The organism is Microbacterium enclense, assembly GCA_038182865.1.
GTDB lineage: Bacteria > Actinomycetota > Actinomycetes > Actinomycetales > Microbacteriaceae > Microbacterium > Microbacterium enclense_B.
In genome coordinates this window covers 96,171-110,299 of sequence record CP116226.1, presented here as the reverse complement: position 1 = coordinate 110,299, position 14,129 = coordinate 96,171, and the positions used below count along the sequence as shown (strand labels likewise).

Annotated in this window: 11 protein-coding genes; 6 read left to right on the top strand and 5 right to left on the bottom strand. The window is 70.3% G+C overall.

Annotation, left to right across the window (positions count from 1 at the left end; genetic code table 11):
* Positions 1-164 precede the first annotated feature (164 nt).
* The gene (locus PIR02_00525) at positions 165-413 is read right to left on the bottom strand and encodes a WhiB family transcriptional regulator (protein ID WZH37158.1); all 249 of its coding nucleotides are present in this window, start codon (positions 411-413) and stop codon (positions 165-167) included.
* Positions 414-626: 213 nt separating this feature from the next.
* On the opposite strand from PIR02_00525, the gene PIR02_00520 reads away from it, so the two are divergent.
* A complete protein-coding gene (locus tag PIR02_00520) occupies positions 627-1,007 on the top strand; it encodes a histidine kinase (GenBank protein ID WZH37157.1) in 381 nt (126 codons plus the stop codon).
* Between the two features lie 126 nt (positions 1,008-1,133).
* On the opposite strand, the gene bcp is transcribed toward PIR02_00520, so the two are convergent.
* From bcp to aroA, 3 genes are read right to left on the bottom strand one after another with little or no spacing between them, the layout of a single operon-like run.
* Positions 1,134-1,604 (bottom strand): thioredoxin-dependent thiol peroxidase, encoded by a 471-nt coding sequence (gene bcp / locus PIR02_00515; GenBank protein ID WZH37156.1) that lies wholly within the window; start codon positions 1,602-1,604, stop codon positions 1,134-1,136.
* Positions 1,601-2,659, bottom strand: coding sequence for a ribosome small subunit-dependent GTPase A (gene rsgA, locus PIR02_00510; GenBank protein WZH37155.1), 1,059 nt, complete (start codon positions 2,657-2,659; stop codon positions 1,601-1,603). The genes bcp and rsgA overlap by 4 nt, the downstream gene beginning before the upstream one ends.
* Positions 2,660-2,674: 15 nt before the next feature.
* Positions 2,675-4,024: a 3-phosphoshikimate 1-carboxyvinyltransferase gene (gene aroA, locus PIR02_00505; GenBank protein WZH37154.1), complete on the bottom strand. Its 1,350-nt coding sequence runs from the start codon at positions 4,022-4,024 to the stop codon at positions 2,675-2,677.
* 112 nt (positions 4,025-4,136) lie between these two features.
* On the opposite strand from aroA, the gene PIR02_00500 reads away from it, so the two are divergent.
* The 5 genes from PIR02_00500 to PIR02_00480 all read left to right on the top strand — a co-directional run bounded on the left by PIR02_00500 (position 4,137) and on the right by PIR02_00480 (position 10,214).
* Entirely contained in the window at positions 4,137-4,742 is a 606-nt protein-coding gene (locus tag PIR02_00500; GenBank protein ID WZH39059.1) for a sigma-70 family RNA polymerase sigma factor, read from the top strand.
* The gene (locus PIR02_00495) at positions 4,739-4,981 is read left to right on the top strand and encodes a zf-HC2 domain-containing protein (GenBank protein WZH37153.1); all 243 of its coding nucleotides are present in this window, start codon (positions 4,739-4,741) and stop codon (positions 4,979-4,981) included. The genes PIR02_00500 and PIR02_00495 overlap by 4 nt, the downstream gene beginning before the upstream one ends.
* 69 nt (positions 4,982-5,050) lie before the next feature.
* Positions 5,051-6,361 (top strand): GNAT family N-acetyltransferase, encoded by a 1,311-nt coding sequence (locus PIR02_00490; GenBank protein ID WZH37152.1) that lies wholly within the window; start codon positions 5,051-5,053, stop codon positions 6,359-6,361.
* Between the two features lie 38 nt (positions 6,362-6,399).
* Entirely contained in the window at positions 6,400-8,916 is a 2,517-nt protein-coding gene (locus tag PIR02_00485) for a phosphatidylglycerol lysyltransferase domain-containing protein (GenBank protein ID WZH37151.1), read from the top strand.
* Entirely contained in the window at positions 8,913-10,214 is a 1,302-nt protein-coding gene (locus PIR02_00480) for an alpha/beta hydrolase-fold protein (GenBank protein WZH37150.1), read from the top strand. Before PIR02_00485 ends, PIR02_00480 begins: the two co-directional genes overlap by 4 nt.
* Before the next feature lie 233 nt (positions 10,215-10,447).
* Here the strand turns inward: PIR02_00480 and PIR02_00475 are convergent, their stop codons facing one another.
* Positions 10,448-14,113 (bottom strand): multifunctional oxoglutarate decarboxylase/oxoglutarate dehydrogenase thiamine pyrophosphate-binding subunit/dihydrolipoyllysine-residue succinyltransferase subunit, encoded by a 3,666-nt coding sequence (locus tag PIR02_00475; protein ID WZH39058.1) that lies wholly within the window; start codon positions 14,111-14,113, stop codon positions 10,448-10,450.
* Between the last annotated feature and the right edge of the window lie 16 nt (positions 14,114-14,129).

Genomic DNA, 14,129 nt, shown 5'->3' with positions numbered 1-14,129 from the left:
CTCTCCGGGCGGAATCCCGTGCGACCGGTGCATTGATCGGGGAAAGCGCATTCCCGAAAAAGCATTCCCCGCTCTCCCGGGGAAATACCTCACCGGCCGCTTCCGGAAATGACGAAACCCGCCCCGGAAGGGACGGGTCTCGTCGGACGGCGGATGCCGTGAGGTCAGGACGCGCGGCGCGCGCGGGCGGCGCGGCGCTTCAGCGCCCGACGCTCGTCTTCGCTCAGGCCACCCCAGACGCCCGAGTCCTGGCCGGACTCGAGGGCGTACTGCAGGCAGACCTCGGTGACGGTGCAGCGGGCGCAGACCGACTTGGCCTTCTCGATCTGGTCCACCGCGGGGCCGGTGTTACCGACGGGGAAGAACAGCTCGGGGTCGACGGTCAGGCAGGCTGCTTTGTCGCGCCAATCCATAGGGGGTGCTCCTTGTAACAGAAAATAGGTCGATTCGGCACCGGCATTCGGGTCCGGTACCCTGGTGGGAACGCGAGCGATTGCTCGCCCCACTTCGCTGTGGGAGCACACGGCTTGTTCCATGCTCCCATAGCGATTCCGCGCGATCAAGAGGTAACCGGCAGGTTTCCAAAACGTAACGGCGCGGAGGTGTCCGAAGGAAGGGCCTTTTCCATGCCTGTTCGCCTCTCGGCCGCCCTCATTCTCGCCCTGGAGGCCATCGGCATCCTGGCCCTCGCCGGCTGGCAGGTCGTGGCACTGATCGGCGGTGACACCGACTCGGTCGTCAGCTCCATCGCGCTGATCGTGCTCACGGTGATCGGCGCTGCCATCGTCGGTGCTTTCGGTGTCGCGACCGCGCGCGGCGTGTCGGCCGGACGCTCGGGCGGGATCGTGACGCAATTGCTGATCCTGTCGGTCGCGCTCGGCGCGATCACGGGGGAGTGGGCCGCACCCGCCGTCGCGCTGCTGATCGCCGCCCCCGCCGTCGTCGGACTCGTGCTCCTCGTGCTCGCCGTGCGCGCCGCAGCGCCGCGACATCGCGACGACACCTGACGCGCCACTGCCCGGCCGCGCAGCCCGCTCACCGGCGTCACCGCATCCCTGCTGCGAGGTGCAGCGCACCGCGCAAACGGGAAGACCCCGCCACCGCGGAGCGCGGGGCGGGGCCGTCTCGCGGTGTCAGGCGGCGAGACCGAGGGCCTTGCGCAGGCGCGCGACGTGCCCGGTGGCCTTGACGTTGTACTGCGCCTCGACGATCCGGCCCTCTTCGTCGATGACGAAGGTCGAGCGCAGCACGCCGGTCACGGTCTTGCCGTAGTTCTGCTTCTCGCCCCACGCGCCGTAGGCCTCGTGTACCGCGTGATCGGCGTTGCTCAACAGCGGGAAGGTCAGGCCGTCGCTGTCGCGGAAGGCGCGCAGCTTCTCGGGCGCGTCGCGCGAGACGCCGAGCACGGTGTATCCCGCGCCCTGGAGCGAGGCGAGGCTGTCGCGGAAGTCGCAGGCCTGCGTGGTGCATCCCGGGGTCTGCGCCGCCGGGTAGAAGTACACGATCACGCGGCGACCGCGGAAGTCGCTCAGCGAGACGGGGTGCTCATCTTGGTCGAGCAGAGTGAAGTCAGGGGCGGTGTCGCCCTTCGCGAGGTTCGTCACCCCTCCAGCCTAGAACGCTCGATCGACTGGAACGTGGTCAGCAGGCGATGCAGCGAGTCGAGACGGGCGGCGGCACCCGGACCGAGGCGACCGGACGCCACGGCTTCGGCGATCGCACAGTCGGGGGCGTCCGGAAGGTGGGTGCAACCGCGGGGGCAATCCTCTGCGGCCTCGGCGAGGTCGGTGAAGGCGCCGAGCACGTGGGCGGGGTCGACGTGCCCGAGGCCGAACGAGCGTACCCCCGGAGTGTCGATCACCCAGCCTGACCCCGCAGGGCCCCGGTAGCGCAGCGACACCGCCGACGACGAGGTGTGGCGTCCCCGGCCGGTGACGACGTTGACGTGCCCGATGGCGCGCTCCGAGCCGGTGAGCGCGTTGACCAACGTCGACTTCCCCACCCCGGAGTGCCCGACGAAGACCGTCGAATGTCCGGCGATCGCCTCGCCGATCTCTTCGAGCGGCATGGCTCCCTGCGCGCTGGTGAACACGCGCAGGTCGATCCCGTCGAAATGCGCGAGGAACTCGGTGGGGTCGGCGAGATCGGTCTTCGTCACCACGAGAAGAGGACGGATGCCGGCATCCAGCGCCGCGACGAGGTAGCGGTCGACGAGCCGCTCGCGCGGCTCGGGGTCGGCCGCGGCGACCACGATGAGCATCTGGTCGGCGTTCGCCACGATCACGCGCTCGACCTGATCGGTGTCGTCGGCACTGCGCCGCAGCAGCGACGTGCGCTCCTCGATCCCGACGATGCGGGCCAGCGTCCCCTCGTCCCCCGAGAGGTCGCCGACGACGCGAGCCCGGTCTCCGTTGACGATCGGCTGCTTGCGCAGTTCGCGGGCGCGGGTGGCGAGGATGCGGCGTTCGGTCGGCTCGTCCTCGTCGAGGAGCACCGTGTAGCGGCCGCGGTCCACCCCCAGCACACGGGCGATCCGTGCGTCGGCGTGCGCGGGCCGCCGCTTGGTGCGCGGGCGGTTCGCCTTGGGATTCGGGCGGACCCGGATCGACGACTCGTCGTACTCGAGGTCGTCGTCGTCACCGTCGTCGAGCCAGCTCATGCGCGGGCCCCGGCGTCAGCGCGTGGCATCCGGCGCCTCGTCGAGGCCCAGCATCGTGCGCCACAGACCGGCGAACTGGGGGAGGGTCTTGGCCGTCGTGCCGATGTCGTCGACCTCGACCCCGGGGACACGGAGTCCGATCAGCGCGCCCGTGGTCGCGAGGCGGTGGTCGTGATGCGCTTTCCACTCGCCGCCGCGCAGGGGCTGTGGGACGATCCGGATGCCGTCGTCCAGCTCGTGCGCCTCTCCGCCGAGCGAGCGCAGGTTACCGACGAGGGCGGCGATGCGATCGGTCTCGTGGCCGCGGATGTGGCCGATGCCGTGCAGCGTCGTCGGCCCGTCGGCGAAGGCCGCGAGACCGAACAGGGTCGGCGCGAGCTCGCCCGCCGCCGACAGATCGAGTTCGAGGCCCACGATGCGCTCGCCGGCGGCGACCGTGAGGGCGCCGCCGCGGCGGGTGACGCGGGCTCCCATCTCGGCGAGGATGTCGACCAGGAGTGCGCCGGGCTGAGTGCTGTGCAGCGGCCACCCGGTGACGGTCACCGATCCGCCGGTCACCATCGCCGCGGCCAGGAAGGGTGCAGCGTTGGAGAGGTCGGGCTCGATCGCCACGTCTTTCGCGCGCAGCGGCCCGGCGGGCACGATCCATTCGCCGACCGCAGGACGCTCGACGTGGATGCCGCGGTGCGCCATCGCTTCGACGGTCATGTCGATGTGCGGCACGCTGGGCAGACGCGAACCGACGTGGCGCAGGTGCAGACCGACGTCGAAGCGCGGGGCAGCGAGCAGGAGCCCGGAGACGAACTGGCTCGACTGGCTCGCGTCGATGTCGACCTCGCCGCCGCGGACGTGACCGTGGCCGCGCACCGTGAACGGCAGGGCCCAATGCCCACCGTCGTCGATGTCGACGCCGACGTCGCGCAACGCGGAGATCATGGCTCCCATGGGGCGGTGCAGGGCGCTCTCATGGGCCGTGATCGCGACATCGCCGCGCGCGAACCCGGCGAGCGGTGCGACGAAGCGCATGACGGTGCCGGCTTGCCCGCAGTCGACCGTCACACCGCCCTGGAACGATGCCGGGGGCGTCACGAGGAGGTCGGGACCGAACGGGGAGTCGGCGGGGATCTCTTCGATTCCCACGCCCAGCGTGCGCAGGGACTCGACCATGCGCACCGAATCGTCCGAGTGCAGCGGAGCGTGGAGCATGCCTGGGCCGTCGGCGATCGCGGCGAGCACGAGTTCGCGGTTGGTGAGCGACTTGGAGCCGGGGACCGTGACCGTCGCCTCGACGGCACCCTCGGCGACGGGCGCGTCCCACCGCCCACGGGGAGTGGCGGAAGAGGGGGAATACCCGAGACCAGTCATCGGTTCTAAGCCTACTGAAAGGGGACGACACGTGACCGCACTTCTCGAGCGCTCCGGCGTCGGACAGGCACTCCTGATCGTCGGCGACACGCCGGACGTAGACTGGCGTGCAATGGACGACACGGCAGAGACCCTCCCGCCGGTGGCGGAGCCCCGCGCACAGTTCGAAGAGCAGGCCCTGCCCTTCATGGACCAGCTGTACGCGGCGGCCATGCGCATGACGCGCAACCCGGCGGACGCCGCCGATCTGGTGCAAGAGACGTTCGTGAAGGCTTACGGCTCGTGGGCGACGTTCACCCAGGGCACGAACCTGAAGGCGTGGCTGTACCGCATCCTCACGAACACGTACATCAACACGTATCGCAAGAAGCAGCGCGAGCCGTACCAGAGCGCCATCGACGACCTCGAGGACTGGCAGCTCGGCGGCGCGGAGTCGACGACGGCGACCAGCGCCCGCTCGGCGGAGGCCGAGGCCATCGACCACATGCCCGCGTCGGTGGTGAAGGACGCGCTGCAGTCGATCCCCGAAGACTTCCGTCTGGCGGTGTACCTCGCCGACGTGGAGGGCTTCGCCTACCAAGAGATCGCCGACATCATGAAGACGCCGATCGGGACCGTGATGAGTCGTCTGCACCGCGGCCGGCGACTGCTGCGCGATCTGCTGTCGGACTACGCCAAGGAACGCGGCTTCCAGGCCGCGACGGGAGAGAAGAAATGAGCGACTGCGGCTGCGACCAGGCACGGCGCGACTTGGAGGAGTACCTCCGGAACGAGGTCTGCAAGACCCAGCACCATGACATTCGGGAGCACCTCGAGAACTGCCCCGAGTGTCAGGACGAGGCGCTCGTGGCGCGGACGCTGACCGAGGTGGTGGCGCGCGCGTGCAAGGAGACCGCTCCCGAAGAACTGCGCGACCAGGTGCTCGCGCGCCTGCGTTCGGTCCAAGCCGTCCACTGACCCGGGCGGGCGCCGACGGGCGCCCGGACCTTTCCCCCGCGGTTCACCGCCGGTCCGTAGGCTGGGGGCATGGTCATGTCCGATACGCGCTCTCTTCCCCTGGATGCCACCTCCGCCGCCGACCTGCAGGCCTCGGGCCTCGACTACGTCGCGGTCTCCGCAGACGACGCGGCGTTCGAGCCGTTCCTCCGTGCGGTCGTTCGAGGGTTCCTCGGCGAGGACCCCTCGGCGGACGAGATCGAGAGCGCTCGCCGGGCGCTGACGCCGCGGCGCCTGACCGGTGTCTTCGACCGCGACGCCGTGGCCCCCGGCACCCCGGTGGCCACGGTCGATTCGTGGGCGACCGAGCTGACCGTCTCTCCGGGGCGCACGGTCCCGTTGTGGTCGATCAGCGCCGTGACGGTGTCTCCCACGCACCGCCGCCGCGGGATCGCCCGGGCCATGCTCACCGGCGAACTGCGGACCGCCGCGGCCGCGGGCTTCCCGTTGGCCGGCCTCACGGTGACCGAGGCCACCATCTACGGCCGCTGGGGCTTCTCCCCGGCGGCGTGGGCGTCGGACGTCGTGATCGACACGCGGCGCGCGCGGTGGAGCGGTCCCGTGGCCCCCGGCCGACTCGACTTCGTCTCCCGCGAGAGCCTGCCGGAGCGTCTCCGCGGCGTCCACGAGCGCGTACGGGTGCGGCGCCCGGGCTCCGTCCCCGGGTGGGAAGGGCGCTGGCGCGGCGTCGCCGGGCTCACCCCGGATGAGAAGGACGCGAAGAAGGTCCGGGCGGTGTCGTATCGCGATGTCGACGGTGAGGAGCGCGGCATCCTGGTCTACACGCTGGATTCCGGGCCCCACGACGACTACTCCGCGCACGAGCTGAACGTGCGAGCGCTTTTCGCCGACGGCGATGAGGCCGCCGCCGCCCTCTGGCGCTTCGCCATCGAGCACGACCTCGTGGGCAAGGTCACCGCGTCGCTGCAGCCGACCGTCCCTCCGGTCCAGTGGATGGTCAGCGACCGCCGCGCGGTGACCGCCACTCTCACCGACCATCACTGGCTGCGCGTGCTCGATGTGCCGGGGGCGTTGACGTCTCGGCGCTACACGCACGCGCTCGACGTCGTGGTGCAGGTCGACGACCCCCTCGGGTTCGCCGAGGGGGCGTGGAGCGTGCGCGTCGACGAGAGCGGCGAAGCGGTCGTCGAGACGGCCACCGCGGACCGCGCCGCCGACCTGGAGATGTCGGTCAACGCCCTGGGATCGATCCTGCTCGGCGGCGTGCGCGCGAGCGAGCTCGCCGCGGCCGGACTGGTCCGGGGGTCGACTGAGAGCCTCGCGGCCGTCGACCGCGCCTTCGTGCCCGAGACGACTCCGCTACTGGACATCTGGTACTGACCCGTTTCTCATAGGGTCACCCCGTAGCCTCCTCCCCGATGTCCGACGCCCCACCCCCCACCGCCCCACGCGGCCTCGCGCGTCTGCGCGCGCGCCCGCGCGCCGTCGCGGCTGCGCTGAACCGGTATGTCCGCGCGAACCCGGTGGCCGTGTGCATCGCGATCCTCATCACCGCCGCGGCCGCGGCGACGGGGTCGCTCTGGGGCGAGGACGCTCTCGTCTGGGGTGCGGGCCCGTTGGCGACGTTCGCGTCCGGGCGTTGGTGGACGATCGTCACGGCCCTGTTCATCCCCGACTCTCCCGTGGATGCGATCACCTCGGTGGTGCTCGCCCTGACGGTGCTCGCCGCCGCAGAACGACTCCTCGGATCCCGGCGCACCGGCATCCTGTACCTCGTCATCGGGATCGTCGGACTCCTCGCGGGGATCGGGATGCACACCGTGGTGTGGTCGGTGACCGACCTGCGCCCCATCGTCGCCGCCGAAGTGCCGGTGCTCGATCCCACGACCCCCCTGGCGGGTGTGGTGATGGTCGCGAGCGCGTTCGCCCTGACCCTGTGGCGCCGTCGTCTGCGGCTGGTCGGCTTCGCCCTGCTGTCGCTGTTCGCCCTGTACGCCGGTGACGCCGACTCCTGGTACCGCCTCATCACCGCGACCATCGGCCTCGTCGTGGGCGCGGGGCTGGCGCGCGGCATCGAGCGCCGATCGTGGCACCGCAGCTCGACGCGCGAGACCCGCACGCTCCTCGCGCTGATGGTGGCGGTCGTCGGCAGCGGGCCGCTCGTCGCCCTGGTGAGCGGCGGCGGGCGCGGACCGCTCTCGCTCGTGGTCGACGCGTACACCCAGTACGACGACGAGCTGCTCGCGCGATGCGGCAAGGTCGCGGAGTCGGTCTGCGACGAACAGATCGCCCTGCTGATGACGCGGGGATTGGGCCCGGCGCTGCTGGCGATCGTCCCCCTCGTGCTCATGCTGGTCGCGGCATGGGGTCTGCGGCAGGGGCGCCGCGCGGCGCTCGTGCTCGCGGTGCTCACGCTCGTGGCATCCGCGCTCATGCCCGTCATCTCGCTGTGGGACGGCCGTCTGCGCATCGACCCCTGGGTCGACGGCAGTGGCACGGAGTACGTGCTGTGGGCTCTGGCATCCGTCGTCATCCCGCTCGTGCTGGCGGCGGCGCTCGTCGTCGCGCGGCGCCGGTTCCCCGTGCGGGCCACGCGGCGCGCCGCGCGGACGGTGGCCCTCCTCACGGGCGTGGCGTTCGTGGCGTGCGGAACGGCGTTCTTCGTCATCGAGGAGATCGGACGCCGCTCGTTCGATCGCGACTTCTCGGTTCTCGACCTTCTGGGCATCACGCTGCGGAGGTTCCTCCCGCCCGGTTACACCCACCCCGGGGCCTCGTCGTTCCCGCACCACGGTCCGGCCCTCTTCGCGTACCAGTGGGTGGGCGTGCTCTTCTGGGCGATCGTGATCGCGGCGATCCTGTGGCTGTACCGCCGAGTTCAGCGACCGGATGCCGATGACGACACGCTCTACCGCACCTTGCTACGGCGCGGAGGCGACACCCTCGGCTTCCTGGGCACGTGGGAAGGCAACCGGCACTGGTCGTCGTCGGACAAGGAGAGCGCGGTGGCGTACCGCCTCATCGGCGACGTGGCCCTGGCCGTCGCCGATCCGCTGACACCACCGGGCGGGCGTCCCGAAGCTCTGCGCGCGTTCACCGACTTCTGCGTCGAGCACGGGTGGATTCCGGCGTTCTACAGCATCCATGCCGACACCGCGGCCGACCTCGCCGAGCTCGGCTGGCGGCAGATCCCCGTCGGGGTCGAGACGGTGATGGACCTGCCCGGACTCACGTTCGCCGGCAAGACGTGGCAGAAGGTGCGTCAGCCGCTCACCCGCGCGGAGCGCGAGGGCCACACCGCGGTCTGGACGCGCTGGCACGAGTTGACGGTGTCGCAGGCGTCGCAGGTCGCGGCGATCGACGAGGAATGGGTCGCGGATCGTGCGCTCCCCGAGATGGGTTTCACCCTGGGCTCGATCGACGAGCTGCGCGACCGCGACGTCCGCCTCCTCCTCGCCGTCGGACCCGACGACCGCATCGAGGCGGTCACGAGCTGGATGCCGACCTGGACCGACGGGGAACTGACGGGATGGACGCTCGACTTCATGCGGCGCCGCACCGACGGGCCCAACGGCATGATGGAGTTCCTCATCGCGAAGGCGGCTCTGCAGTTGCAGTCCGAGGGTGCGACGGTGCTCAGCCTGTCGGGCGCGCCTCTCGCGGACGACCCCGACGAGCCCGCCGACGGCGATCCTGCGCCCTTGCGGGCGCTGCTGCGCTGGCTCGCCGAAGTGCTCGAACCGGCGTACGGCTTCGCGTCGCTCTTCCGCTTCAAAGGCAAGTTCCGTCCCCGCTACCGCCAGCTCTCGCTCGCGTACCGCGACCCGCTGCAGCTGCCCGCGATCGGTGCTGCGGTCGGCCGCGCCTACCTTCCCGATGCGTCGCGGCGTGAGATTCTCGCTCTGGCGAGAACCGCATGGGAGGGGCGCCGGTGAACCGTTTCGTGCTGTCGTTCGAGCTGATCGACACCCCGCTGCTGACCATCTGCGCCATCGTCGCCGGCCTCGGGGCCGTCGCTGTCGTCGTCTGGGCACCGCGCCGCGTCGTCCGTACCCTCCTCATCGCCGCCGCAGCCGGTGTCGTGATGTACGTCGTCGCCCACGTGCTCGAGGGGATGGGGACGTTCCAGGGGCCGCTGCCGGTGCACGCGGCCACCTGGGCCACCGGCGGCATCGTGGCCGTCGCCATCGGCATCGTCGGGATCTGCCGACGCCCCTGGGGACGACGCGTGGTGGGGATCGTGACGGTCCTCGCCGGACTGCTCACGGCGGCGCTCGGGGTCAACGCCTCCTATGGTGTCACGCACAACCTCGCCGCGATCCTCGGCGTGCAGGCTCTCGACCCGGCCTCGCTGCCGGCGCAGACGACGACCGGGGGAGACCCGGCCACGCTGTACCAGACGTGGGAACCCCCGGCGGACATGCCCGCACAGGGGTCGGTGAGCGCGCTGTCGGGCAACGCCAAGATCCCCACCGGGCAGTTCGCCGCCCGAGATGCGTCCCTGTACCTTCCGCCCGCCGCTCAGGTGGCCAACCCGCCCGCGCTGCCGCTGCTGGTGTTCATGATGGGACAGCCCGGATCGCCCGACCCCACCAACCTCGCGAAGGCGCTGGACGCATTCGCCGCGAAGAACCGTGGTCTCGCCCCGATCGCGGTGGTCGTCGACCAGCTCGGCGCCCCCGACCGCGACCCGGGGTGCGTCGACTCCGCGAAGTTCGGTGCCGTGTCGACCTACATCAACTCACTCGTGCCGCAGTGGGCCGAGTCCCACTTGAACATCGTCAAAGACCACCGGTACTGGACGATCGGCGGATTCTCCAACGGTGGCTCGTGTGCCGCCGTCTACGGCGCGAAGCACCCCGAGGTGTGGGGGCAGATGCTCGACATCATGGGCAACGAGTTCCCCGGATCCGAGCACGTCCCCCAGACGGTGTCGGATGTGTTCGGCGGCGATGGGAACGCGTTCGAGGCGACCAAACCCTCGGTGATCATGGCTGCCGCGTCTTCCGGGACGTACGCCGGGCACATGGCCATCTTCACCTGGGGGAGCGAGGACACCACGTACGGGCCCGGGCAGAAGGCGAACTCGGAGGCCGCGCAGGCGGCCGGATTCACCGTGGTGACGTACGTCGTCCAGGGCGCCGGGCACACGGGGGAGGCGCTGGACGCGAGCCTGGCGTACTCCCTGCCGGTGCTGGCCCCGGCCCTCGGTCTGTCTCCTCCCGCCTCCTGACTCTCCGCCGGGGCCCGCGCGCGTGCAGCGTCGCGTCGCGACGTGAGTCGTCGACAGGGACGGGAGGCGCGGATCGCAGGGTGATCGCGCACACAGGGCCTCCGTCATCGGACGGTGGCCGCCCGAGCGCGTCGCCCGCGCGGAGCGGACAGGGACACGGGAGGGCGCGCGCGGAGGGTGCAGACGCGACAAGGCCCGGTCAACGACATCGACCGGGCCTTGTCGGCGAAGCGTCAGCGCGCGAGCGCCGCCTTCATGATCTCGGCGTGCTCGTTCGCGTGCACCTTGGGTGAACCCGTCGCGGTCGACGCGGCGGCCGCGCGCGAGATCACGCGGATGGGACGCCCCAGCTTGTCGTCGACCTCGAGAGCGATGAACGGCCACGCCCCCTGGTTCTCGGGCTCGTCCTGCACCCAGACGAGCTCGGCGTTGGGGTACTGCGCCAGCACCCGGTTGAGCTCGTCGATCGGAGCGGGGTAGTACTGCTCCAGGCGCACGAGCGCGATGGCCGGGTTCGGGTTCTTGTCGAGCTCGGCGCGCAGGTCCCAGTGGATCTTGCCGGCGTGCAGCAGCACGCGCGTGACGGCGTTGGCGTCGAGGCCGCGGTCGTCGGCGAGCACCGGCTCGAACTTGCCCTCGAGGAAGTCCTCGACGGGGCTCGTCGCCCCGCGCAGACGCAGCATCGCCTTCGGGGTGAACACGATGAGAGGCCGACGCGGGCGCTGGTACGCCTGGCGGCGCAGCAGGTGGAAGTACGACGCCGGGGTGGAGGGGCGCGCGACGATCATGTTGTCCTGCGCGCACATCTGCAGGTAGCGCTCGATGCGAGCCGACGAGTGGTCGGGCCCCTGGCCCTCGTACCCGTGGGGGAGCAGCAGGACGACGCTCGACTGCTGCGCCCACTTCTGGTCGGCCGACGAGATGAACTCGTCGATGACCGACTGGGCGCCGTTGGCGAAGTCGCCGAACTGCGCCTCCCACAGCACGAGCGCGTCGGAGCGCTCGACCGAGTAGCCGTACTCGAAGGCCATCGCGGCGTACTCGCTCAGCAGAGAGTCGTAGACCCAGAAGCGGCCCTGGTTCTCGCTGAGGTTCGCCAGCGGCAGCCACTCCTGACCGTTCGCACGATCGTGCAGGACCGAATGGCGCTGCACGAACGTGCCGCGGCGCGAGTCCTGCCCGGCGAGACGCACCGGGGTGCCCTCCATGAGCACCGAGCCGAAGGCGAGGAGTTCGCCGAAGGCCCAGTCGATGCCGCCGTTGCGGCTCATGTCGAAGCGCTTTTCCAGCAACTGCTGCAGCTTGTTGTGCACCGTGAAGCCGTCGGGCTTGTTCACGAACGCGTCGCCGATGTGGTGCACCACCTCACGCGAGACGCCGGTGGTCTCGGGCGCGCCCGTGGGGACCTCGTCGGCGGCCTCGGTCGAGATCACCGGGTTGGTGCCGGTCTCGGCCGCGTGCGTGTCGGCGAACGCGACCTCGAGACGGTTCTGGAAGTCCTGCTTGGCCTGCTCGTACTCGTCTTCGGTGATGTCACCGCGGCCGACGAGCGACTCGGTGTACAGACGGCGCACGGAGCGCTTCGCCTCGATGAGGTTCGTCATGAGCGGCTGCGTCATCGAGGGGTCGTCGCCCTCGTTGTGACCGCGGCGCCGGTAGCAGACCAGATCGATCACGACGTCGCGGTGGAACTCCTCGCGGTACATGAACGCCAGCTCCGCGGCACGCACGACGGCCTCCGGGTCGTCGCCGTTCACGTGCAGGACGGGTGCCTGGATGGTCTTGGCGACGTCGGTGGCGTACACCGAGGTGCGCGCATCGGTCGGGGTGGTGGTGAAGCCGACCTGGTTGTTGACCACGACGTGGATCGTGCCGCCCGTGCGGTACCCGCGCAGCTGCGACATCTGCAGCGTCTCGACGACGACGCCCTGACCCGCGAACGCGGCGTCGCCGTGCACGAGGATGGGCAGCCACGAGAAGGTGCCGATGGGCTTGCGATCCTGCTTGGCGCGGACGATGCCCTCGAGGACGCCGTCGACGGTCTCGAGGTGCGAGGGGTTCGCGGCGAGGTAGACGGGGAGCTCGTCGCCCGCGTCGCCCACGAAGGTGCCCTCGGTGCCGAGGTGGTACTTCACGTCTCCCGAGCCCCGCTTGCTGCCGATGGCGACCGCGCCCTCGAACTCGCGGAAGACCTGGCCGTAGGTCTTGCCGCCGATGTTGGTCAGCACGTTCAAGCGGCCACGGTGGGCCATGCCGATCGCGGCTCCGTCGAGACCGCTGGACGCCGCGCCCTGGAGGATCTGGTCGAGCAGCGGGATGAGCGACTCGCCGCCCTCGAGGCTGAAGCGCTTCTGCCCGACGTACTTGGTCTGCAGGAACGTCTCGAAGGCCTCAGCCTGGTTCAGCTTCGACAGGATGCGCAGCTGCTCGTCGTGGCCGGGCTTGGTGTACTTCACCTCGACGTTGCGCTGGAACCAGGCCCGCTGAGCCGGGTCCTGGATGTGCATGTACTCGACGCCGATCGTGCGGCAGTACGAGTCGCGCAGCACGCCGAGGATGTCGCGGAGCTTCGCCGTGCGGCGGCCGCCCAGACCCCCGGTGACGAACTCGCGGTCGAGGTCCCAGAACGTCAGACCGTGCGACTCGATCTCGAGGTCGGGATGGGTGCGCTGGACGTACTCGAGGGGGTCGATGTCGGCCATGAGGTGGCCGCGCACACGGTACGAGTTGATGAGCTCCTGCACGCGCGCGCTCTTGTCGATGCGCTCGGAGAGGTCGACGCTGATGTCGGCGGCCCAGTGGATGGGCGCGTAGGGGATGCGCAGCGCCGCGAAGATGTCGTCGTAGAAGCCGCGCTGACCGATGAGCAGCTCGTGGACCTTCTTCAGGAACTCGCCCGAACCGGCACCCTGGATGACGCGGTGGTCGTAGGTGCTGGTGAGCGTGATCGTCTTGCCGATCGCGAGCTCGTTGAGCGTCTTCTCGCTCGCGCCCTGGAACTCGGCGGGGTAGTCCAGCGCGCCGGCGCCGATGATGGCACCCTGGCCGCGCATGAGGCGCGGGACGGAGTGCACGGTGCCGATGCCACCGGGGTTCGTCAGCGAGACCGTGGTGCCCTGGAAGTCGGCGGGGGTCAGCTTGTTCGTGCGCGCGCGGCGCACGAGGTCTTCGTAGGAGGCGAGGAACTCACCGAACGACAGCGTGTCGGCGCGCTTGATGCTGGGCACCAGCAGCGCGCGCGAGCCATCGGGCTTGGGCATGTCGATCGCGATGCCGAGGTTGACGTGCGCCGGGGCCACGACCGAGGGCTTGCCGTCGATCTCGGCGTAGTAGACGTTCTGGCTCGGGAACTCCTTGAGCGCCTGGATCAGCGCCCACCCGATCAGGTGCGTGAAGCTCACCTTGCCGCCGCGCGTGCGCGACATGTGGTTGTTGATGACGATGCGGTTGTCGATCATCAGCTTCGCGGGGATGGTGCGCACGCTCGTCGCGGTGGGGACCGTGAGCGAGTCGTCCATGTTGGATGCCAGAGCCTTCGGCATCCCCTTCAGGACCGTGACGCGGTCTTCCTCGGTGCTCTCGGAACCCGCCGAGGGGGACGGAGCCGGGGCCTGCGCCGGGATCGGCTGCGGCTTGGCGGGCTTGGTGGTCGTGCGGGCGACGGGAGTCTGACCGACCACCGGGATCGGGGCTGTGACCGGCTTGGGCTCGGAGGGCGGGGGAGCGGCCGCGGCGGATCCGTCGACGACCGGGTGGTACGCCTCCAGGATCGGCCACCAGGCCTTGTCTACGGAGTGCTTGTCGACTTTGAACTGTTCGTAGAGTTCGTCTACGAGCCACTCGTTCGCGCCGAACTCGCCCTCGCTCGAAGTACCGACGCCCGTCACCTGGCTCGACACAGTCGATCGCCTGCTT